The organism is Pseudomonas sp. LAMO17WK12:I10 (assembly GCF_900215185.1).
Lineage (GTDB): Bacteria > Pseudomonadota > Gammaproteobacteria > Pseudomonadales > Pseudomonadaceae > Aquipseudomonas > Aquipseudomonas chlororaphis.
On record NZ_OBDX01000028.1, the window covers coordinates 43,584 to 65,320 of the forward strand.

22 protein-coding genes are annotated in these 21,737 nt (G+C 66.2%); 12 read left to right on the plus strand and 10 right to left on the minus strand.

Annotated elements, in window-relative coordinates; genetic code table 11:
• The first annotated feature begins 228 nt into the window (after positions 1–228).
• From CRO75_RS25400 to CRO75_RS25410, 3 genes are all read left to right on the plus strand, one after another.
• Positions 229–1,005: an AraC family transcriptional regulator gene (locus CRO75_RS25400; protein WP_097138979.1), complete on the plus strand. Its 777-nt coding sequence runs from the start codon at positions 229–231 to the stop codon at positions 1,003–1,005.
• 60 nt (positions 1,006–1,065) lie between these two features.
• The gene (locus tag CRO75_RS25405; RefSeq protein WP_097138981.1) at positions 1,066–1,995 is read left to right on the plus strand and encodes a DMT family transporter; all 930 of its coding nucleotides are present in this window, start codon (positions 1,066–1,068) and stop codon (positions 1,993–1,995) included.
• Between the two features lie 125 nt (positions 1,996–2,120).
• Positions 2,121–2,696 carry a hypothetical protein gene (locus tag CRO75_RS25410; protein WP_097138983.1) on the plus strand — a complete coding sequence of 192 codons (576 nt, stop codon included), beginning with the start codon at positions 2,121–2,123 and terminating at the stop codon, positions 2,694–2,696.
• Positions 2,697–2,732: 36 nt separating this feature from the next.
• Here CRO75_RS25410 and CRO75_RS25415 read toward each other — a convergent pair whose 3' ends face one another.
• The 4 genes from CRO75_RS25415 to CRO75_RS25430 form a co-directional block, all read right to left on the minus strand.
• A complete protein-coding gene (locus tag CRO75_RS25415) occupies positions 2,733–3,449 on the minus strand; it encodes a PHB depolymerase family esterase (protein WP_053260486.1) in 717 nt (238 codons plus the stop codon).
• 140 nt (positions 3,450–3,589) lie between these two features.
• Positions 3,590–4,702 carry a succinylglutamate desuccinylase/aspartoacylase family protein gene (locus CRO75_RS25420; protein WP_097138985.1) on the minus strand — a complete coding sequence of 371 codons (1,113 nt, stop codon included), beginning with the start codon at positions 4,700–4,702 and terminating at the stop codon, positions 3,590–3,592.
• Positions 4,703–5,000: 298 nt separating this feature from the next.
• Positions 5,001–5,780 carry an ABC transporter substrate-binding protein gene (locus CRO75_RS25425; protein ID WP_007932592.1) on the minus strand — a complete coding sequence of 260 codons (780 nt, stop codon included), beginning with the start codon at positions 5,778–5,780 and terminating at the stop codon, positions 5,001–5,003.
• A gap of 463 nt (positions 5,781–6,243) precedes the next feature.
• A complete protein-coding gene (locus CRO75_RS25430; RefSeq protein ID WP_097138987.1) occupies positions 6,244–6,678 on the minus strand; it encodes a rhodanese-like domain-containing protein in 435 nt (144 codons plus the stop codon).
• A 101-nt stretch (positions 6,679–6,779) separates the two neighbouring features.
• On the opposite strand from CRO75_RS25430, the gene ftrA reads away from it, so the two are divergent.
• Complete coding sequence (ftrA, locus tag CRO75_RS25435; RefSeq protein WP_097138989.1) at positions 6,780–7,757, plus strand: transcriptional regulator FtrA; 978 nt, start codon at positions 6,780–6,782, stop codon at positions 7,755–7,757.
• Positions 7,758–7,837: 80 nt separating this feature from the next.
• Here the strand turns inward: ftrA and cobF are convergent, their stop codons facing one another.
• The 3 genes from cobF to CRO75_RS25450 form a co-directional block, all read right to left on the minus strand.
• On the minus strand, positions 7,838–8,602 hold the full coding sequence (cobF, locus tag CRO75_RS25440) for a precorrin-6A synthase (deacetylating) (RefSeq protein WP_097138991.1): 765 nt from the start codon (positions 8,600–8,602) through the stop codon (positions 7,838–7,840).
• Positions 8,603–8,781: 179 nt separating this feature from the next.
• Entirely contained in the window at positions 8,782–9,345 is a 564-nt protein-coding gene (locus tag CRO75_RS25445; protein WP_097138993.1) for a histidine phosphatase family protein, read from the minus strand.
• A gap of 94 nt (positions 9,346–9,439) precedes the next feature.
• A complete protein-coding gene (locus CRO75_RS25450; RefSeq protein ID WP_097138995.1) occupies positions 9,440–10,003 on the minus strand; it encodes a DUF4865 family protein in 564 nt (187 codons plus the stop codon).
• A 94-nt stretch (positions 10,004–10,097) separates the two neighbouring features.
• Between CRO75_RS25450 and CRO75_RS25455 the strand changes: the two genes are divergently transcribed.
• The 8 genes from CRO75_RS25455 to astA all read left to right on the plus strand — a co-directional run bounded on the left by CRO75_RS25455 (position 10,098) and on the right by astA (position 18,583).
• Positions 10,098–10,964, plus strand: coding sequence for a LysR family transcriptional regulator (locus CRO75_RS25455; protein WP_009043111.1), 867 nt, complete (start codon positions 10,098–10,100; stop codon positions 10,962–10,964).
• A gap of 169 nt (positions 10,965–11,133) precedes the next feature.
• On the plus strand, positions 11,134–11,988 hold the full coding sequence (locus CRO75_RS25460; protein ID WP_097138996.1) for a MurR/RpiR family transcriptional regulator: 855 nt from the start codon (positions 11,134–11,136) through the stop codon (positions 11,986–11,988).
• Between the two features lie 2 nt (positions 11,989–11,990).
• On the plus strand, positions 11,991–12,635 hold the full coding sequence (locus tag CRO75_RS25465) for an isochorismatase family cysteine hydrolase (RefSeq protein WP_097138998.1): 645 nt from the start codon (positions 11,991–11,993) through the stop codon (positions 12,633–12,635).
• The gene (locus CRO75_RS25470) at positions 12,632–13,978 is read left to right on the plus strand and encodes a glutamine synthetase family protein (protein WP_097139000.1); all 1,347 of its coding nucleotides are present in this window, start codon (positions 12,632–12,634) and stop codon (positions 13,976–13,978) included. The genes CRO75_RS25465 and CRO75_RS25470 overlap by 4 nt, the downstream gene beginning before the upstream one ends.
• Positions 13,962–14,714 carry an N-formylglutamate amidohydrolase gene (locus CRO75_RS25475; RefSeq protein ID WP_009043108.1) on the plus strand — a complete coding sequence of 251 codons (753 nt, stop codon included), beginning with the start codon at positions 13,962–13,964 and terminating at the stop codon, positions 14,712–14,714. The genes CRO75_RS25470 and CRO75_RS25475 overlap by 17 nt, the downstream gene beginning before the upstream one ends.
• A 193-nt stretch (positions 14,715–14,907) precedes the next feature.
• Complete coding sequence (locus CRO75_RS25480; protein WP_097139002.1) at positions 14,908–16,251, plus strand: APC family permease; 1,344 nt, start codon at positions 14,908–14,910, stop codon at positions 16,249–16,251.
• A gap of 192 nt (positions 16,252–16,443) precedes the next feature.
• Positions 16,444–17,460, plus strand: coding sequence for an arginine N-succinyltransferase (locus CRO75_RS25485; protein WP_097139004.1), 1,017 nt, complete (start codon positions 16,444–16,446; stop codon positions 17,458–17,460).
• Positions 17,461–17,518: 58 nt separating this feature from the next.
• Complete coding sequence (gene astA / locus CRO75_RS25490; RefSeq protein ID WP_009043105.1) at positions 17,519–18,583, plus strand: arginine N-succinyltransferase; 1,065 nt, start codon at positions 17,519–17,521, stop codon at positions 18,581–18,583.
• Between the two features lie 24 nt (positions 18,584–18,607).
• On the opposite strand, the gene CRO75_RS25495 is transcribed toward astA, so the two are convergent.
• The 3 genes from CRO75_RS25495 to CRO75_RS25505 form a co-directional block, all read right to left on the minus strand.
• A complete protein-coding gene (locus CRO75_RS25495; protein ID WP_062822909.1) occupies positions 18,608–19,003 on the minus strand; it encodes a carboxymuconolactone decarboxylase family protein in 396 nt (131 codons plus the stop codon).
• Between the two features lie 245 nt (positions 19,004–19,248).
• Complete coding sequence (locus tag CRO75_RS25500) at positions 19,249–20,493, minus strand: M20/M25/M40 family metallo-hydrolase (RefSeq protein ID WP_097139006.1); 1,245 nt, start codon at positions 20,491–20,493, stop codon at positions 19,249–19,251.
• Between the two features lie 93 nt (positions 20,494–20,586).
• Entirely contained in the window at positions 20,587–21,711 is a 1,125-nt protein-coding gene (locus CRO75_RS25505; RefSeq protein ID WP_097139009.1) for a diguanylate cyclase, read from the minus strand.
• Between the last annotated feature and the right edge of the window lie 26 nt (positions 21,712–21,737).

Below are 21,737 nucleotides of genomic sequence, written 5' to 3' on the forward strand. Positions count from 1 at the left end.
GGCCCAGCTTAGACGTTTCAGCGAACCGGCCCAAGCCTTGATAGCGCCCTGCCCCGGCCTTTTGCAGCCTGCCTCTGTAGGTGCGAAGCTTGCTCGCGATAGCGGCATATCAGTCACCACAACAGATGAGCCGGCCCCTTTTCCCAAACCTTCACGCACCGACCGACCGCTCCTACAGCCTCCGTATTTTCAGGCATGATGCGAGGCAGCCATCCGCGGAGCAGCGCCATGAACACTCCAGCCCACCCCACTGTCGCCCTGGCGATGCGTTCGTATTCCGGGCAGGTCGAGCTGCACCATCACGATTTTCCGCAGATCGTGCTGCCGCAGTCAGGGGCGATGCAGATCGAGGTGGATGGCCGTGGTGGCAAGGTCGACGCCAGCCAGGGCGTGGTGATTGCGCCGGGCGCCCGGCATAGCTTCCTGGCCGAGCGCCGTAATACCTTTCTGGTGCTCGACCTGGATAGCCCCGACACCGAGCAATCTCTGGCCGATACCCGCTTCTTCACCATCGACCCGCAGATCCGCCACCTGCTCGGCTATGCCAGCCACAGCGGTGCCTTGCTCACCTCTTCCAGCCCGGTCGCCAGCGCCTGGAGCGCCCTGCTGCTGGCCTGCCTGGCCCGCCCGACGCCGAGCGCGCCGCAGCGCCAGACGCTGGTGCGGGCCCTGACCTACATCGAGCAACACCTGGGCAGCCCGCTGAGCGCCCGCGCCATTGCCCAGGCCGCGGGGGTCAGCGAGCGCAGCCTGTACCTGCTGTTCGAGCGGGACATGCACAGCACGCCTTTCGCCTACATTTCGACCCTGCGCCTGGACCGCGCCATCGACCTGCTCGGCCGTACCCTGCTGCCCATCAGCGAGATCGCCCAGCGGGTCGGCTACGCCGATCAGAGCGCCCTGACCCATGCGTTGAAGAAGGCGCGCAACCTGACCCCGGCGGCCCTGCGCAAGGCCACTCGCGACGCCCAGGCGCAGGCTGCGACAAGAGTTCGGCAGGCCTGATCAATACCGCCCTCGCGGCAGCTTCTATGCTGGCCACACCGCCCTTGCCTCGGTGTGCCTATGACCGCCATCCACTCAACCCGCCTCGCCCCCTCCCGCAGCGGAGCCGCCACCGCCATCGGCATGATCGCGGTGTTCCTCTGGTCATGCCTGGCGCTGCTGACCACCCTCACCACCGGCATTCCACCCTTCCAGTTGCTGGCCCTGAGCTTCGCCGTGGCCTGCGGCGCCAGCCTGGTATTGCTCGGCTTGCGGGGACGCGCCGGCTTTCGTGGCTGGCGCCAGCCCTGGCCGGTGTGGGTCCTGGGGTTCGGCGGGATCTTTGCCTACCACGCGCTGTATTTCTTCGCCCTGAAAGCCGCGCCGGCCGCCGAGGCCAGCCTGATTGCCTATCTCTGGCCGTTGCTGATCGTGTTACTGGCGGCCCGGGCCGACGGCGAACCGCTGCGCGGCCGGCAACTGACAGGTGCCTTGCTGGGGCTGGCCGGCACCGCGTTCATTATGCAGCAGCGCGCTGCCAGCCAGGTCGGCGCGACGCCGATCGCGGGTTATCTGGCGGCGTTCGGCTGCGCCCTGGCGTGGTCCGGCTACTCGGTGCTCAACCGCCGTTTCAGCGCCGTGCCCAGCAGCCTGATCGGTGGCATCTGCGGGCTAGTGGCGCTGGCCGGGCTGCTCTGCCACCTGATGTTCGAAAGCCCGGTGCAACCGGACCTCAAGCAATGGCTGGCGATCCTCGGCCTGGGGCTGGGCCCGGTCGGCCTGGCCTTCTTCGCCTGGGACCACGCCACCAAACACGGCAACCTGGCCACGCTCGGCGCACTGTCGTACCTGGCGCCGTTGATCTCCACCCTGCTGCTGATCGTCATCGGGCAAAGCGCGGCCAGTGTATGGCTGCTGGTGCCGGCGCTGCTGATCATCACCGGGGCGGTGCTGGCGACTTCGGGGGCCCGTTCTGCCCATGGCGACGAGCGAAAACTGTCACGCCGATAAGCGCCACGAAGGCCGCTCCCGCGCCCTTTTATCCGAAATTTCGCGCCACCGCACATCCCGCTGGAGTACCCCGCGACAGCCGTGGGAAGATGCGCGCCCCAACGCGCTCATTCTGGAGAATCTGCATGTCCCTGTTCGGTAAACACGCCGCGGTCCTGGTCCTGGCGGCGCTGGCCGGCTTCAGTGCCCTGGAGGTGTCCGCGGCCCAGCCGACGAACAACAAGGCCAAGGTCGAGACCGTCTCGATGCTCGGCGGCAAGTTCAAGTTCAGCCTGCCCAAGGGCTTTATCGCCAACCCGCTGCCGGCCGGCGACGAAGCCAGCGGCACCGCCGGCGCCACCGGCACTATGTACACCAACGCCAGCACCAAGACCGTGGTCATCGCCGCGCAGAACCTGATCCCCGATGCGGTGCAGGCCAAGGACAACGACGCACAGTTCCTCGACAGCGCGGTGTCGGGTTTCCTCTCGCAACAGGCGGCGGCCCTGCCGGACTTCAGCAAGCAGAGCGAAAAAAGCATGACCCGCGGCGGCCTCGGCCTGCGCCAGATCGACAGCACCGCGACCCAGGGCGGCGGCATGACCCAGAGCTCCACCCTGCTGGCCGGCTCGGGTAACCGCATGGCGGTGGTGCAGGTGATTTCGCGGATCGGCGACAAGACCAATCACGACAAGCTGGTCAGCCAGATCGTCGGCAAGTAAGCGCAGCGGCACAGCGGCCGCGGCGGGTTCACGGCTTCAAGGGTTGAGGCTGAGCAACCAGCGGTTCAGGTCCTGGAGCTCGGTGTCGCTGATGGTGTGACCGATGCCCGGGTAGGCATGGAATTGCGGAGCCAGGCCCAGGCCGCGCAACAGGCTGTCGGCCTCGGAGCCGTCGCTGTAAGGCAGGCGCATGTCCGCGGTGCCATGGGCGATGAAGATCGCCAGCCGCTCCAGGCCCGCGCCGCTCTTGAGCTGCGAGCGCAGCACCGGCAGGATCTTCCCGCTCAGGGCGGCGATCCCACGGACCGCCTGGGGATGGCGCAGGCCCAGCTCGTAGGCCATGATCGCGCCCTGGCTGAAGCCCACCAGGAACACCCGGTCGGCGCGGGTGTGGTACTTGGCGAGCGCCTGCCGGACGAACTCGTCGATCAGCTTCGCACTGTCGGCCAGCTCGGCGGTCACGCCGTCGTAAGCGCCTTCGCCCTGCTTATGAAACCACTGGTAACTGCCCTCTTCCACCGTCTGCGGCGCCCGTACCGAGAGGTAGGTGTAATCCGCCGGCAACCCATCCTTGAGGCCGAACAGGTCTTCTTCGTTGCTGCCGTAGCCATGGAGAAAAATCACCAAAGGCCGGTCGCGGGAATCGGCCGCGGCCTGTTCCAGGTAGAGCAGCGGCAGGTCGTCGTGCAGCACCGTCTGCGCCTGGGCAGTGGCGCAAACACTTAGCAGTAACAGGGCCAGGAACTTGAACATGGGACGTCCTTCCGGGTGAGAGGGGCTCGCGGTCACCAAGGGCAAAGGCGTTGCCTGGTGGTCTGGCCGCGGAGCGGCCATCGCGAGCCAGCTCGCTCCTATTAGTGAGGAGCAGTGAGGAGCAGTGAGGAGCGGTTCGCTCAATCGTTGGTCAGCTTGCCGCTGCGGATCGGCTCGCGGCCGGCGACCTTGGCCTGCCAGATGCCCGGCTCGGTATAGCGGCTGCGGTCCAGGGCGAACAGCACGCCGCTGGTGGCAGCGCGCACCACGCTGACGATGTCGTTCAGCGGGTCGACCACCTCGAAGATCGCATCGCCCCGCTCCACCCATTCGCCAGCCTCACGCAGGAAACTGACCACCCCATGGTGCGGGGCGAACAGGTATTGGGTGCCTTCGAACGGCATGCCCTCGCAGCAGGCGTCCGGAGTCGCCGGCCATTGGCCGTCGATAAACCCCTGCTCGGCGAGAAAAGCGAGGATCGCTTCGCAGTTGGCCTGGGCCTGTTCGACCCGGGTGTCGCCCATGCTGCCCAGCTCCAGGGTGGTGGCGAGGTTGGCTGGGGGAATCGCCGCCCGCGGGAAGTCGCGGGCCAGGCGCAGCCAGGGCGTGGAGCAGGATTCGTCGAACGAGCTGCCCCCGGAATCCTCGCAGAGCAGCGCCACGCCGGCCTTCAGCCGGGCGGCCAGGGATTGCCAGCGTGGCCAGTGCTGAGGCAATGCGTAGAGGTGGATCGCCGCTTCGAAATCGCAGTGCAGGTCGAGGGTGATGTCGGCGTCGCAGGCATGGCGCAGCAGCAGGCGTTGCAGGGCCTGGAGTTGCGAGGTCGGGGCTGGCAGAGCGTCGAGGACATCGCCCATGGTCTGGCGGATCAAGGCGACGTTGGCCGCCGCATCGCTGCCCAGGCGGTCACCGATCAGGTCGCCCACCGGGCCGCTGAGTTCGACGAAGGCACGGTTGAAGTTCTTCCCGCTACCGCTTTCAAACCGCCCCAGGTGGCTGCTTTGCAAGTGCTGGTCGAGGCCGATGGGGTTGGCCACCGGCACCAGCTCGATCACGCCTTTGAGTTGCCCCTGGGCTTCCAGTTCGCTCAGGCGTTTTTTCAGTTCCCAGGCGGTGCGCATGCCCGGCAGCTCGTCGGCGTGCAGGCTGGCCTGGATATAGACCTTGCGGCTGCCACTGCCAAAACGGAACACGCTGAGCTGGCGCTGGGTGCCCAGGTGGCTCCAGGGCAAGGAATGGTCGATGCGTTGCATGAAGGGCTCCGGAAGAAAAATGGAGTTCGGCGGGGGCCGTAGCCTGAGGCATTTGCGCGGCCGTGAAAAGGTCGTCGTCCGCTGCCGGGTAGCGCGGGCTTCTGTAGCCGCTGCCGCAGGCTGCGATAAGGCCGAAGGCCTTCAGCGATCTCAAGATCCCTGCGCCCCCTGCGGGGTCGATCGCAGCCTCGCGGGCTCGGCAGCGGCTACAGGAGCGCCCCATCGCACAGGGTAAATAGCACTCATGAAAAAGGCGGCCCCGGTAAACGGTAGCCGCCTTCTTCAGCGCAGCAGCGAATTACTCGCCGTAGACGTCGAACTTGAAGTACTTGTCCTGCACGGCCTTGTACTTGCCGTTGGCGCGGATCTCAGTAATGGCGGTGTTGAATTTCTCGGCCAGGGCGGTATCGCCCTTGCGCACGGCGATGCCGGCGCCGCCACCGAAGTACTTCGGATCGTTGTACTCGGGACCGACGAAGGCGAAGCCCTTGCCGGCGTCGGTTTTCAGGAAGCCGTCGTCGAGGTTGACCGAGTCGGCCAGCAGCGCGTCGATGCGCCCGGAAACCATGTCCAGGTTGGCTTCCTGCTGGGAGCCGTAGCGCACCAGGTTGATCCCGGCCGGCACCAGCACTTCGGTGGCGAAACGGTCATGGGTACTGGCGCGCAGCACCCCGACTTTCTTGCCCTTGAGCTCGGTCAGCGGGTCCTTGACCTCGGTGCCTTCCTTCATCACGAAGCGCGCCGGGGTGTGGTAGTACTTGATGGTGAAGTCGACGTTTTTCTTGCGATCGTCAGTGATGGTCATGGACGACAGGATGGCGTCGATCTTGCGCACTTTCAGCGCCGGGATCAGGCCGTCGAATTCCTGCTCGACCCAGGTGCATTTGACGTTCATCTGCTCGCACAGCGCGTCGCCGATATCCACGTCGAAACCGGTGAGCTTGCCGTCGGGGGTTTTCATCGAGAATGGCGGGTAGCCGGCTTCGATACCGATGCGGATCGGCTTGGCATCGTCAGCCACGGCGGTCAGGGACAGCATGGACAGTGCCAGGGCACCGAACAGTACAAGCTTCTTCATTTATAACTCCCGTAGACGGAGGCTCTTATTGGCAGAAAGGTTCGATTGGGGGAAATCGAAGTGGCCAGCAGTCTAGAGCGGCGTCCGGGAGGCAAATTGTGTTTATGCGACAAATATTTATATAAAAACCCGAGAAATCCAGGCATCGACCGAGCGGTCCCACACAAGTGCGGGGCCCCTGGAAAGTGCCCTCGATCCCGGCATTTTTCCGCGCTCCAGCGCCTGAGTCGCGACTCGCCAGTCGCCGCCGGAACGCCTTGCAAGGCCTTAATCATCCTAGATACGAGCGGGACGCGGTATTTCAGCCAGGCCCGGTACAGCGATTTTGCGCGGACGACGTCCTCGATCGCAGCCTCGCGGGCTCGGCAGCGGCTACACGCACAACGCCAACTGTAGCCGCTGTCGAGTGCCAGCGAGGCTGCGAACGGGCGCGAAGCGGCCGCCAATCAGGCACCACGGTGATTCAGCAGGCGCACTCCGCCACCACGCTCGCCGGCCGCTCCAGCTCGATGCTGAGGGCAAAGCCCTCATCCAGCCAGCCGGTCACGCCGCCAATCATCTCCTTGACCGGGTAGCCCAGGGCCGCCAGCCGGACCGCGGCCTTGTTCGCGCCGTTGCAGTGCGGGCCGGCGCAATAGACCACGAACAGGGTGTCGCGGGAGTAGCCCGCCAGGCGCTCGGCGTTGATCAGCCGCCCGGGCAGATTGACCGCCCCCGGCACATGGCCGCGCTCGAACGCCAGCGGGCCGCGCACGTCCAGCAGGACGAAGTCGACCTCCCCGGCTTCCTGGCTGCCGAAGACGTCCGAGCAATCGGTCTCGAAGGTCAGGCGGTTGGAAAAATGCATCAGGGCGATGGCCGAGGGGGAGGCGGGAACTTCACGAACCAGGCTGGTCATTGCGGCGTCTCCAGAACAACAGTGGGTGTGGCGAGACTTTATCGACACGAGCGACGCCGCTACAGTGGCGCACAAGACACTGACTGGTAACTTCCCGCCAAATGCATAACGCCCCCGGTTTAGTCGCGATCCTGGCCTACAACGGCCTCTGCACCTTCGAGTTCGGCATCGCCGTGGAGATCTTCGGCCTGGCCCGCCCGGAGTTCGATTTCCCCTGGTACGAACACCGCATCGTCGCCGTCGAGCCCGGGCCGCTACGGGCCATGGGCGGTATCCAGGTGCTGGCCGACGGCGGCATGGAGCTGCTGGAACAGGCGCGGACCATCGTCATCCCCGGCTGGCGCAACCGCAACGAGCCGCTGCCGCCGGGGCTGAGCGAGGCTTTGGTGCGCGCCCATGAGCGCGGCGCGCGGCTGCTGTCGATCTGCTCTGGGGTATTCGCCCTGGCGGCCACCGGGCTGCTGGACGGCCGGGGCGCCACCACCCACTGGCAATACACCGATGAACTGGCCGAGCGTTTCCCCGCCATTTTGGTGGACCCGGACGTACTCTATGTGGATTCGGGGCAGATCATCACCTCGGCCGGCAGCGCCGCCGGGATCGACGCCTGCCTGCACCTGGTGAGCCGCGACTTCGGCACCCACGTCACCAATTCGGTGGCGCGGCGCCTGGTGATGTCGCCGCAACGCACCGGCGGCCAGGCGCAGTTCATTCCGGCGCCGGTCAGCCGCACGCCGCGCAACGACCTGTCGCGGGTCATGCATTGGGCCCGCGAACACCTGCATGAGCCACTGGAAGTGCGCGACCTGGCCAGCCAGGCGTTGATGAGCGAGCGCACCTTCCTGCGCCGCTTCAACCAGGCCACCGGCGTCTCGCCCAAGGCCTGGCTGCAGCACGAACGCCTGGCCCGGGCGCGGGAGTTGCTGGAGAGCGGCAGCGAGCACACCGAAACCATCGCCCTGCGCTGCGGCTACCGCTCGGTGGAGAGTTTTCGCGTGGCCTTTCGCAGCATGGTGGGCCTGCCGCCGTCGGCGTACCGCGAACGGTTCGGGCGTGGGGAGAAGGTGGTCGCCGAGTGATGGGCCAAGCGGGAGAACGTCATCGCGGGCAAGTCGGATCGCCGCCCGCTCGCTCCTGCAGAAGCAGCTTCCCGCTTTCCTCAATCCTCCGGCTTGCGCAGCAGGTAGGTGTCCATGATCCAGCCATTGGCCTGCCGCGCCGCCTTGCGCACTTGCTGGATCTGCCCCGCGACCTCCTTGAGCCGGCCGGCAATCAGGATTTCCTCCGGCGTACCGAGGTAGGCGCCCCAGTAGATCTCCAGGTCCTGGTCCGCCACCTGGCGATAGGAGTCCTCGGCGTCGAGCATCACCACCAGGCTGTCGGCATCGCTCACCTGCCCCGCCGCCAGTCGCCGGCCGGTGGTGATCTCCACTGAGCGGCCGATGCGGTTCAACGGCACCTTGTGCTGCGCCGCCAGGGCCTGGACGCTGGTGATGCCGGGGATCACCTCGAACTCGAACGCACAGCGGCCGCTGGCCAGGATCGCCTGCAGGATGCGAATGGTGCTGTCGTACAGCGCCGGATCGCCCCAGGCCAGGAAAGCCCCGGTTTCACCGTCCGCCAGTTCCTCATCGATCAGCCGCTCGAAGGTGCGCTGCTTGTCGCGGTTCAGCTCGGCGACGCTGGCCTGGTAATCCACCTCGGCGCCGCGCAGTCGCTCCGGGCTTTGCGCTTCGACAAAACGGTAGCCGGGCAGCTCGATGTAGCGCTCGCAGATTTCCCGGCGCAGGTCGATCAGCGCGTCCTTGCTCTGGCCCTTGTCCATCAGGAAGAACACGTCGCTGCGATTGAGCGCCTTGACCGCCTGCATCGTGATGTAGTCGGGGTTGCCGGCGCCGATGCCGATGATCAGGAGGGTTTTCACGAGGGGCAGGTCTCGATGGCGAATCGGAAATGGAGTATGGCCGGGTTGTCGCGGCGCGTCACAAAGCGGCCGCCGGGCGGCCTATCGCGAGCAAGCTCGCTCCTACAAGGGGTTGCACTGTCTTTGTAGGAGCGAGCTTGCTCGCGAAAAAATCCCCAGGCCACGCCGAGCCAAGCCCGCTAATCGCGCTGATCCAGGCGCAAGCGCCAGCGCCCGTTGAAGCGCAGTTCGACCTGGGCCAGCGGCTCGACATCGATGGCATTGAAGCTCGCCAGCGGGCACTGCATGACGTGCACCAGCGCCGCGCGGATGACCAGCGGATGGGTCACCGCCAGCACATGCCCGGGCTGCTCACTCAGCGCTGCCAGCCAGGCCGCGACCCGCTCGCACAGCTGCGCCACCGACTCGCCGCCATGGGGCGCCGAGTGGCTGTCGGCCAGCCAGGCTTGCACGGCCTCGGGCTGCTCGCGCTGCAGATCGTCAATGGACAGGCCCTGCCAGCGGCCCATGTCACAGTCGCGCAACGCCGGCACCGTCTCCACGCTGGCGCCATACAAGGCAGCGGTCTGCCGCGCCCGTTGCTCCGGCCCGCTGAGCAGGCGCGGCGCACGCTTGAACGCGCCGGCCCGCGAGCCCGCCAGCGCCTGCCAATCCATCTCCAGCGGTTCGTCCAGCGGGAAACACGCGCGCTTCTGGGCGACGGTCCGGGCATGGCAGATCAGGGTCAAGCGGGTGGCCGGCACGGGGAATCTCTCGACGTTGAATGGACGCAGCGGGCAATGTGGCTGCGTTTGTATCATGGGCCGCCGAGGGATTCCCAACTTGTCGCAGCCGAACCTAGGCGCTGGCGATCCTCGACCGGGCCAGGTACAGCACCTCGTAGCGTTCGGCGCCGCGCGTGCTGTCGGGCGCGCTGGTCGAAAGGGTGAAGCGCACCAGCTCCCAGGCCTGCAGGTCGAGGGCGACGAACACGGCGAAGGTGTCCGGGTCATCGGCCAGCCGCTGGTTGTGTTCGACCTGCTCGGCCAGCAACCTGGCGCGATCCGCCAGTGGGTCTATCGCCAGCGGTTCGCGGTACAGCGTCCGTGCCTGGTTGGCGCGCCCGCGACGCCAGTCCAGGGGCAACCAGGACTCGATGTGCGGACGGCCGAACGAGTCGATCACGCTGTCGAAACCGCTGCCCATAAGGAACCGGGCGGCGCCCGCCGGATCGGCCCAAAGGTAGATCGAGGCGTACAGGTTATGCCGCGCGCCGTGCACACCCTGCTCCTGCCCGGCGAAGACCTTGAACAGCAACCCGTCGACCTCGTCCCACAAGGGCCCGCGATCCGCGGCGCGGTGGCGGATCACGCCCATGTCGTAATCGGCGGGCAGGCGGTGTGAATACTGTTTGGCCAACATGGCGATGCTCCTGTGCTTGAAGGTGTTGTCAGCTTGCGCGGGGCCAGCCATTACAACAACATATCGGTACATATATCTGCGATAAGCACTCGATATGAACGAACCCGTCAAGCCGTTGGACATCGACACCGTGCACGCCTTCGTGCTGATCGCCGACTTCGGCAGTTTCACCCGCGCCGCCCAGGCGCTGGACACCTCCCAGGCCGCCATCAGCCTCAAGCTCAAGCGCCTGGAGGAACGCCTCGGCTATCGCCTGTTGGAGCGCACGCCCCGGCATGTGCGCCTGACGCCGGTCGGCGAGCAGTTCATGCAGGCCGCCCGCGACCTGCTGCGCGCCCATGAGCGGGCCCTGGGCGACATGCAGGCAGCGCCGGCGCGGCGGCTGATCATCGGCATCAGCGACCACGTGGCCGGCGCGGAACTGCCGCACCTGCTGAGCCGCATCGCCGCCTACGATCCGTTGCTGATCATCGAGGTGCGCATCGCCTCCTCCCGGGACCTGACGGCGGCCTTCGACCGCGAGGAACTGGACGCGGTCATCGTGCGCAACGAAGGCGCGCGCCAGGATGGCGAAGTGCTGGTGGCCGAGCGCTTCGGCTGGTTCGCCGCGCCGGCCTGGCAGCAGGCGCCGGGCACCCCGCTGCGGCTGGCGACCATGGCCGCGCCCTGTGGCGTGCGGCATGTCGCCGTGCGGGTGCTGGACGACGCCGGCATTGCCTGGACCGAGGTCTTCATCGGCGGTGGCGTGATGGCCGTGTGCGCCGCGGTCAGCGCCGGGCTCGGGGTCGCGGCGCTGGCCCATCGGGTGGCGCCGGCCGGCGCGGTGGAAGTCGGCGAACGCCTCGGGCTGCCGGTGCTGCCGGTCAGTGAAATCATCTTGCTCGCGCGGCCCACCGACGCCCGCTCGGAGGAAACCCTGCGCGCCCTTAGTGCCGCCTTTCGCGGCACCCTGCCGCGCTGACGCTGTGCCCAAAAAAACCTTGAACACTCAATAAACCGGGGCTTTCGCGCCCCCTTTTGGCGCATTGCAGGGCGCTTTTATTTTTCACTGGACATGTAGCGTAAATTACATAAATACTGTTTTCACTTTCAGTGAAACAAAAACGACATCCACTTGCGAAGGCGTTTTTATGCCGTCTCTCAGAGACCAGATCACCGACCCGGCCCTCGACCTCACGCCTTCGGAGCGCAAGGTCATCCGGGCCCTGCTCGACCATTACCCGCGCAACGGCCTGGGGCCCATGTCGCGGCTGGCCGAGCACGCCGGCGTCAGCGATCCGACCATCGTGCGGCTGGTGAAAAAACTCGGTTTCGGCGGTTATGCGCAGTTCCAGGAAGCGCTGCTCAGCGACATGGACGCTCGCCTGCGTTCGCCCAGCACCCTGTTGCAACCGCGGGCCCAGGTCCCTCGGGACGATGCCTGGAGCCATTACCTGCAAGGCAGCCTGCGCAGCCTGGAACAGACCCAGGCCCTGACCCAGCCCGAAGACGTGCGCATCCTGGTCGACTGGCTGCTGGACAGCCGGCACGCGCTGTACTGCTACGGCGGGCGTTTCAGCAACTTTCTCGCCAGCTACCTGCTCAATCACCTGCGCCTGATGCGTCCCGGCTGCGTGACCCTGGACGACAACGCGCAACTGCCCGACCGCCTGTATGACGTGCAGCGCCAGGACATCGTCCTGCTGTTCGACTACCGCCGCTACCAGAGCCAGGCCCTGCGCGTGGCCAGCGCGGCCAAGGCGCGGCACGCGCGGGTGGTGCTGTTCACCGACATCTACGCCTCGCCCCTGCGGGAGCTGGCGGACCTGATCATCAGTGCCCCGGTGGAGTCGGCCTCGGCCTTCGACACCCTGGTGCCGGCGCTGGCCCAGGTCGAGGCGCTGGTCGCCAGCCTGACCCTGCGCAGCACCGACCTGGACCGACGCCTGGAGGGCATCGACGCCCTGCGCAACGAATTCGCCACTCACCTGTTGGAGGACAAATAAGGATGGTCTGCCTTCCCCACCAATCGCCCCGCGACCTGCCATTCACTCTCGATCGCACCGCCCTGCTGCTGGTGGACATGCAGCGGGCCTGGCTCGAGCCGCAGCTGGATCCGCATTTGCAGGTACCGGACGCCGAGTACTTCCTCAAGCGCACCCGCGAGCAGGTGATCCCCAACCAGCAGAAGCTCCTGGCGGCCATGCGCGGCGCCCGGCAGAACGTGCTGCACACCATTATCGAAAGCCTGACCGCCGATGGCCGCGACCGCTCGCTGGACCACAAACTGTCGGACATGCACCTGCCCAAGGGCAGCCCGCAGGCGGCGATCATCGATCCGCTCGCGGCGCGGGAGAACGAAATCGTCCTGCCCAAGACCTCCTCCGGGGTCTTCAACTCGACCAACATCGACTACGTGCTGCGCAACCTGCAGACCCGCCACCTGATCGTCGCCGGCATCGTCACCGACCAGTGCGTCGACATGGCGGTGCGGGACGCCGCCGACCGCGGTTACCTGGTGACCCTGGTGGAAGACGCCTGCGCCACCTACACCGACGTCCGGCACCAGGCCTGCCTGAACGCGATCAAGGGCTACTGCTGGATCACCGACACCCAGACCGTGCTCGACCGCCTGCGGGAGATGCAGGCATGAGCCGCAACAGCGAGCCGTTGCGGCCGGTGGCCATGACCACCCTGCTCACCACCGACCTGATCGGCGTCAGCCGTGGCCGCTCGTTCCCCAGCGACGAACTGGACAGCTACACCAGCGCCGGCTGCGGCTGGGTGCCGGCCAACAGCGCGTTGACCCCGCAGGACATCATTGCCGAGCCCAACCCCTGGGGCGCCCGTGGCGACCTGCGGCTGATCCCCGACCTGGCCAGCCGGGTGTATGTCGGCAACGGCCCGGACGCCAGCGCCTCGCCGCTGGACTTCATCCACGCCGACATCCGCGAGACCGACGGCCAGCCCTGGGCCGCCTGCCCGCGCACCCTGCTGCGCAACGAGGTGCAGCGCTACGCCAGCGAGCTGGGGCTGCAAATTACCGCCGCCTTCGAGCACGAATTCAACCTGCACAGCGCCACCGCACAACCGGAGCGCCTGGCCTTCTCCCTGCAGGCCCAGCGCCAGGCCGCGGACTTCGGCGGCTGGCTGCTCAGCGCCTTGCGCGCCGCAGGCGTCGAGCCGGAAATGTTCCTGCCCGAATACGGCAAGCACCAATACGAAATCACCTGCCGCCCGACCCAGGGCGTGCCCGCCGCCGACCGCGCGGTGAACGTGCGCGAGATCACCCGCGAGATCGCCCGGCAACTTGGCCATGGTTTGAGCTTCGCGCCCAAGACCGCGGAGCACGCGGTGTGCAATGGCGTGCACCTGCACCTGAGCCTGCAGGACCCGGACGGCGCCCCGGTGCTGTACGACCCGCATAGCACCAATGGCCTGTCGCACCTCGGCGAGTGCTGGGCCGCCGGGGTGCTCAAGTACCTGCCGGCGCTCTGCGCCTTTACCGCGCCGACGCCGATTTCCTACGCACGCTTGCAGCCCCATCACTGGAGCGCCTCCTACGCCTGCCTGGGCCAGCGCAACCGCGAAGCCTCGCTGCGCATCTGCCCCACCGTGAGCATCGGCGGCAAGCCGGTGGCGCCGCAGTACAACCTGGAATTTCGCGCGCTGGACGCCACCGCCTCGCCGCACCTGGCCATGGCCGCGGTGCTGATCGCCGGACGCCTGGGTATCGAACAGCAGTTGCCCCTGCGCGCCGTGACCGACGAAGTGCCGGACGAACTGAGCGCAGAGCAGCGCCAGGACCGCGGCATCGTCGCCCTTCCGGCCTCGTTGCCGCAGGCGCTGGACTGCCTGCGCAACTGCCCGGAACTGCTGCAAGCGCTGCCAGCCCCGCTGCTGGACACCTATTTCGCCGTCAAACACAAGGAAGTAGAACTGACCGAGCACCTGACCCCTGCCCAACTCTGTGAGCACTATGCACACCTGTACTGAAACCGCTGAACTGGGGCTGTACACCCGACCGGCCTACCAGCTGCTGCGAGAAGATTCCGCGCACCCGCTGATCCTCGTCTGCGAACACGCCAGCCGTTATATTCCGGCGCAACTCAACGACCTCGGCCTGGACCCGGAAGCGGCGCGCGAACACATCGCCTGGGACCCCGGCGCCCTGGAGCTGGCGCAAAGCCTGTCGCAGACCCTCGGCGCCACCCTGCTGACGGCCAATTATTCGCGGCTGCTGATCGACCTCAACCGCCCGTGCCAGGCCCACGACAGCATTCCGTTGCAGAGCGAGATCTACCAGATTCCGGGCAACCAGTACCTCGACGAAGCCACCCGCGAGTACCGCCGCAAGCAGCTGTTCAGGCCCTTTCATGCGCGCCTGAGCGGGCTGATCGACGCACGCCTGGCCGCGGGCCGGCCGGTGCGGGTGGTGGGTATCCACAGTTTTACCCCGCTGTACTACGGCCAGCGCCGCACGCTGGAGATGGGCGTGCTGTTCGACCGCGCCGAGGGTTACGCCCGGCGCCTGCTGGAAGGCATGTCGGTCCACGACGTGAAGATCGCCGGCAACGAGCCGTACAAGATCGACGCCCTGGGCGACATGACCGTGCCGGCCCACGGCGATGCCCGCGGGCTGGATTCGGTATTGATCGAGGTGCGCAACGACCTGCTGCGCACCCCGCAGGCCATACAGTGCTGGACGGATTATCTGGCACCGCTGTTGTAAAAAAGCTGCGAATCAGGATGGAGCTGTCGTTGTAAAAAAGCTGTTTGCTGTACCGGTACAACAACTATAAAAAACCGCCGTGGCGTGTCTTTAAACCTGCCAGGTTCAAATACATTGCCTGCCCCTGCAGGTCGTCCTTCGACCTCAGTGACAGGCTCCCGCCCCCCCTTTGGCTGACAAGGAGAACCTCTTCATGGAGATTGAAGAATTCGGCTACAAACAGGAACTCAAGCGCGGCCTGACGCTGCGCGACCTGGTGGTCTACGGGATGATTTTCATGATCCCCATCGCCCCGTTCGGGGTCTACGGCTATGTAAACCAGGAAGCACCGGGCATGGTGCCGCTGGCCTACATCATCGGCATGCTGGCGATGCTTTTCACCGCCCTCAGCTACGGCAGCATGGCCCGCGCCTTTCCCATCGCCGGCTCGGTCTACTCCTACGCCCAGCGCGGGCTCAACCCCCATGTCGGCTTCATCGCCGGCTGGCTGATGCTGCTCGACTACCTGCTGATTCCGCCGTTGCTGTACGTCTACGCGGCCATGGCGCTGAACCACCTGTACCCGGACATTCCCAAGGTCGGCTTCATCCTCGCGTTCCTGGTCAGCGCCACCTTCGTCAACCTGCGCGGCATCACCTTCACCGCACGGATGAACATCGTGTTTCTCCTGGCGCAACTGGTGGTGCTGGGGATCTTCCTGTTCTACGCCTGGAACGCCCTGCACGGTGGCGCCGGTAACGGCCAGCTGACCCTGGCGCCGCTGTACCACCCGGAGAATTTCCACTTCGGCATGCTGATGCAGGGCGTGTCGATCGCCGTGCTGTCGTTCCTCGGTTTCGATGCCATTTCCACCCTGGCCGAAGAGATCAAGAGCGAGCCGGGCAAGAGCGTCGGCCGCGCCGCGCTGATCACCCTGCTGGTGATGGGCGCGATCTTCGTGGTGCAGACCTGGATCGCCACCGACCTGGCCGCCGGCATGGGCTTCAAGTCGGCCGACACCGCCTTCTACGAGATCGCCGAAATCGCCGGCGGCAGCTGGCTCGCGACCCTGACCGCGGTGGCCACCGCGCTGGCCTGGGGCGTGGCGGTGGCCATCACCTCGCAAGCGGCGGTGTCGCGCCTGCTGTTCGGCATGGCCCGCGACGGCAAGCTGCCGAAGATCCTGGCCAAGATCCACCCCAGGCACAACACGCCGCACGTCAGCATCTACCTGGTGGCCGTGCTGTCGCTGCTGATCTGCTACCTGTTCATCAACTCGGTGGACACCCTCACCTCCCTGGTGAACTTCGGCGCCCTCAGCGGTTTCATGTTGTTGCACCTGACCGTGATCAATCACTACTGGCGTCGCAACCATTCGGCCCAGGTACTGCGGCATCTGATTTGCCCGGTGATCGGCTTTCTAATTGTCTGCGCGATCATGTACAACATGGGGGTCGATGCGCAGAAACTCGGTTGCATCTGGATCGCCATCGGCCTGGTCTACCTGTTTTTCCTCAACAAGCTGGGCGCCAATACGGCGCTGGCCGATCCACTTTAATCAACACCCCCGGCCGCCGCGGCACCATGAAGGTGCTCCGGCGAATCCGAGTGGGCGCCGACAGGTGCCTGCGTGCCACCACCCGCCCATGCGGGCAGTGGCAGTAATGCGTGGAAACCGACAGTGATTGTCAGGTTCGGCGTCCCGGGTTTCGCGACCAGGCGTCGATCATTTTGATACAGGAGTGCATCCATGCTGGTCTTACGCCCAGTTGCGCCAGACGATTTGCCGGAGTTGCAACGGCTGGCCCGTGAAAGCCTGGTGGGGGTGACGTCCCTGCCGGACGATCGACAACACCTGCTGGACAAGATTCTCGACTCCTGCGCCTCCTTCGCCGCCAACGTGCAGGCGCCGGGGCCGGAGAACTATTTTTTTGTCCTGCACGACCCGGCCAGCGGCCAGTTGCGCGGCTGTTCGGAAATCCTCGCCATGGCCGGGTTTTGCGCGCCCTTCTACAGCCTGCGCAACCGGCCCTTCGTCAGCAGCTCGCGGGAGCTGAACGTGCAGCACGGCGTGCCGACCCTGTCGCTGTGCCAGGACCTGAGCAACCACAGCCTGCTGCGCGGCTTTCATATCGACCCGGACCTGGTCGGCACGCCGATGGCGGAGCTGCTTTCCAGGGCCCGCCTGCTGTTCATCGCCGCCCATGGCTCGCGCTTCGCCGACACCAGCATCACCGAGATCGTCGGCTACAGCAGCGACGACGGCCATTCGCCGTTCTGGGATGCCCTGGGCAAGCACTTCTTCGACCTGCCCTATGTCGAGGCCGAACGCCTGTGCGGCCTGCAAAGCCGCAGCTTCCTCGCTGACCTGATGCCGCAGTACCCGATCTACATCCCGATGCTGCCCAAGGCGGCCCAGGACTGTATCGGCCAGGTCCACCCCCAGGGCCGCGAGGCCTACGAGATCCTGCTGCGCGAGGGGTTCGAAGCCAACCACTATATCGACCTGTTCGACGGCGGCCCGACGCTGTACGCCCGCCACAACGGCGTTCGCTCCATCCGCCAGAGCCTTATCGCCAACGCCTGCCCCGGCCAACAGAGTGGCAGCGGCCGGGCCTGGCTGGCGAGCAACGAACGGCTGGGGCAATACCGGGCGGCCCTGGTGCATCTGGACGAAGCGCCGGGGGACCTGGTCAACCTTGACCCGCAAACCTTCCAGGCCCTGCACCTGCAAACCGGCGACCCGGTACGGCTGGTCGCCCTATGAAGAACCCCGGACACGTTTGCATTCGCCGCCACAACAGGCGCGCAGAAGGAGCTGCATCATGATCGTTCGCCCGGTACGCATGACTGACTTGCCCGCGCTGATGGCCCTGGCCCAGCGCGCGGGCCTGGGGCTGACCACTCTGCCGGCCAACCAGGATCGCCTGACCCATCGGATCCGCTGGGCCCAGCGGACCTTTGCCGAGCAGGTGGAACGGGCCGACGCCGACTACCTGTTCGTGCTCGAGGACGACGACCAGCAAGTGATCGGCATCAGCGCCCTGACCGGCGCCGTGGGCCTGCGCGAACCCTGGTACAGCTACCGGGTCGGCATGACCGTCAATTCGGCGCCGCACCTGGGCATCCGGCGGCAGATCCCGACCCTGTTCCTGAACAACGAGATGACCGGCCAATCGGAACTCTGCTCGCTGTTCCTGCGCCCCGACCAGCGCCGTGACAGCAACGGCCGCCTGCTGTCCCTGGCGCGCCTGCTGTTCGTCGCCGAGTTCCCGCACCTGTTCGGCGACAAGCTGATCGCCGAGCTGCGCGGCAAGGGTGACGAGAACGGCTGCTCGCCGTTCTGGAACAGCCTGGGCCGGCACTTTCTGCAGATGGATTTCGTCCAGGCCGACCACCTGTCCAGCCTCGGCCACAAACCCTTTATCGCCGAACTGCTGCCGCGCCAGCCGCTGTACACCTGCCTGCTCAGCGAACCGGCCCAGGCCGCGATCGGCCAGGCCCACGAAAACGCCGAGGCGGCGCTGGCCATCCTGCGCCACGAAGGTTTTGCCCATCAGGGCCATATCGACATCTTCGACGGCGGGCCGGTGATCGAGGCCGAGCTGAGCAAAGTCCGCGCGGTGCGCGAAAGCCAGGTGCTGCCGCTGCTGGTTGGCACCCCGGACGATGACGCGCCGACCTGGCTGATCCACAACCGCCGGCTGGAAAGCTGCCGCGTCACCCGCGCCCGCGCTCGCCTGGTGTCCGGCTGCCTGCTGGTGGATCGCCTCAGCGCCAAGCGCCTGCAAGTGCAGCCCGGCGACCTGGTGCGCGCCGTGCCGCTGCTGGCCACCCAGGCCAAGGCGGCTGCGGTCGAAAGCCCAAGGACGGCGCTGGCTGATGCCTGAGCAGCGCCAAGGGCCGCATCGGACTCATTCGAGCTTGAACCCGTCATCCAGCGGCACCCGGTAGCCGTTGGCCAGGCGATTGGTTTCGTTGGCCATGCCGACCACCGCCTGCAACTCACCGAACATCGCCTCCGTCATCCCCGCCTTGCGCGCCGCGGCGGTGTGCGAAGCGATGCAATACGGACAGTTGTTGGTAACGCTGACCGCGACGTAGATCAGCTCCTTGGTCAGCGGATCGAGCGCCCCCGGCGCCATGATCTCCTTGAGACTGTCCCAGGTACGCCGCAAGGTCGGCGGATGGGCCGCCAGGCATTTCCAGAAGTTGTTCACCTGATCGACCCGGCGGGTGCGCATGATGTCGTCGAACACCGCCCGCACTTCCGGGCTGGCGTCGGCGTATTCGGTGAGGTGGTTGCTCATTGAAGGCTCCGCGGTGGGGGACGAGGCTTTCGAGTATAGGCAGGGAGATCGGGGGCGCCCGCAGCCATTCCCCTGTAGCCGCTGCCGAGCCTGCGAGGCTGCGATAGGACCGCAGGTCCTCCAGCGGTCTCGAGATCCTTGCGCCTGCTGCGCAGTCGATCGCAGCCTCGCGGGCTCGGCAGCGGCTACAGGTCCGGCCATGAGAAAATGCAGGGCCATCGCCGATCGAGCGTCTGTTCCTGCAATCAGCGCTTGGCCGACAGCTCCATGATCATCCGCGCCAGCAGATAGATCCGTGGCGCCACGCTCTCGACTTCGGCGTACTCCTCGGGGGTGTGGATATTGCCGCCGACGATGCCGAAGCCATCCAGGGTCGGCGTGCCGACGCCGGCCGAGAGGCTGGAGTCCGCCGCCCCGCCGCTGCCCTCGATGGTCAGCTTGCGCCCCAGCTCGCCGTAGATGCCCTGGGCCATGGCCACCAGCGCATCGGACTTCTCGGTCTGCGGCATCGGCGGCAAACCGCGCTGCAAGGTGGTCTTGACTTCGGTGTCGGCGATCAGCTTGTTGGCCGAGACCCGCGCCAGATCCTGCTCGATGCGGTCGAACTCCTCCGGCACCGCCGCCCGCACATCCGCCTTGGCGGTGGCCTGGTCGGGAATCACATTGGTCCGGTCGCCGGCCTTGAGCACGGTGAAGTTGATGGTGGTTTTCTTCGCTTCATCCCCCAGCTTGCCCAGTTGCAGGATCTGGTGCGCCGCCTCCATCGCCGCGTTGCGCCCCAGCTCCGGCGCGACGCCTGCGTGAGCGGCCTTGCCCTTGACCTCCACCAGCGCCGTGGCGCTGCCCTTGCGCCACACCACCAGGCCATCGGCCGGGCGCCCCGGTTCCAGGTTCAAGGTCACGTCGTGGGCCTTGGCGGTTTTCTTGATCAGCTCGGTGGCGATCTCCGAACCGGTTTCCTCGCTGGCGTCGAGCAGGAAGGTGATCTGTGCATAGTCCTTGAACTTGAGGTTATCCAGGATCTTCAGCGCGTAGATCCCGGCGACGATGCCACCCTTGTCGTCCATCACCCCGGGGCCATAGGCGCGACCATCCTGGATGCGGAACGGCCGCTCGGCCGCGGTGCCTTCCTTGAACACCGTGTCCATGTGCGCCATCAGCAGAATCCTCGCCTCGCCGGTGCCCTTGAGCGTGGCCAGCACATGGCTGCCGCCGGCCGTGCCGTTGGGGACTTTTTCGACGCTGGCGCCAAGCTTCTTCAGCTCGGCGATGGCGATGTCGCTCACTTGGTCCAGCCCCGCCTCGTAGCCGGAGCCCGAGTCGATGTTCACCAGGCGCTCCAGCAGTTTCAGGGCGTCGCCCTGGTATTGCTGCGCATCGTTCTGCACTTGTGGGTGGGGGGCGGCGCTGGCGTGGGTGGCCAGCAGGCCAAGGGCGAGGGTCAGGCCGATACGGGCGGCCAGCAATGAGCGAGGGGAAGTCTGCGTCATGAATCGGTCCTTGTTTCGTGTCGGAAGGTGCCCGCCCACCCTACCTGACAAACTCGCCCCCCTCCATGCTGGCGCAATGCTCTGCGAGCGGCCTCACAGCGAGTTCAGCAGGACCTTTGGCGAGCGGTCGCCGCGGCCGCAGCTGACCTTGTTGCGGCCGGTGGTCTTCGCCTCGTACAAGGCCTGGTCGGCATCGTTCAACCAGTCCAGGGCATCGCTATGGTCCGGGGAATAGGCGGCCAGGCCGATGCTCAGGCTGACCTCCAGGGCGGGGCTCTGTTCATAGCCCAATCCGCCGAAACGGCAACGCAAGGCCTCCATCAGTTCGGCGGCATGCTCCAGCGGCACGTCCGGCAGGATCACGCAGAACTCGTCGCCGCCATAACGCCCGGCCAGGTCACTGATCCGCAGGTTCTGCTTGAGCAGCTTGCTCAGCTGGCGCAACACGATGTCGCCGGCGACATGGCCGTAGGTGTCGTTGATGGCCTTGAAATGATCGATGTCGATCAGCGCGATGGCGCCGCCCTGGTTCGGGTTCGTCCCCTGGCGCCGGCAACGCTGGAACTCGATTTCCAGCTGGTCCTTCCAGGCCCCGTGGTTGAGCAGGCCCGACAGGCTGTCGGTGCGGCTCAGGGCCAGCAATTCGCGTTTATGCCGGGACAGGACATTGGCCTGCTGGTAGCAGATAAACCCCAGGGCCAGCGGATACAGGGTCAGCATCGGCAGGCAGGCATAAAGTTGCAGCGCACTGGTCTGGGCCTCGAAGCCGATGCCGAACAGCAGCAGCCCGAGCGCGACTCCCAGCATCTGCGCCAGACAACCGGCCAGGAAAAAGGGCACGCCACCCAGGGCGATATTGTTCATCGCCATCAACGACAGGGTGGTGGTGGTCGGCAGCGGATTGAAGTGCATGGCCGCCACCCAGAACCCGCCGAGGAAGGCATCCACCAGCAGGTTGCGATGCTCGCCACGAAACGGCACTGGCGAGCAGCGCGCCCACTGGTACGCCAGGTGCGGCCAGATGAAAGCGTTGAACGACATGAACGCCCAGACCCAGGGCGATGGATGCAGCGGGTACATGCCCGCGGCCACGCAGAAGAACCCCAGGGCCAGCCCCAGAATTCGCGTTTTGTACAGCCTCCTGGCCAGTGAAAGTCCCTTTCCTCCGTTGTGCGGCGTCAAGGCCAAGTCGCCTCCGTTGAACGGTACGCAAGCCATGGGATGCGGTGGTGTTCAGAAGTCTA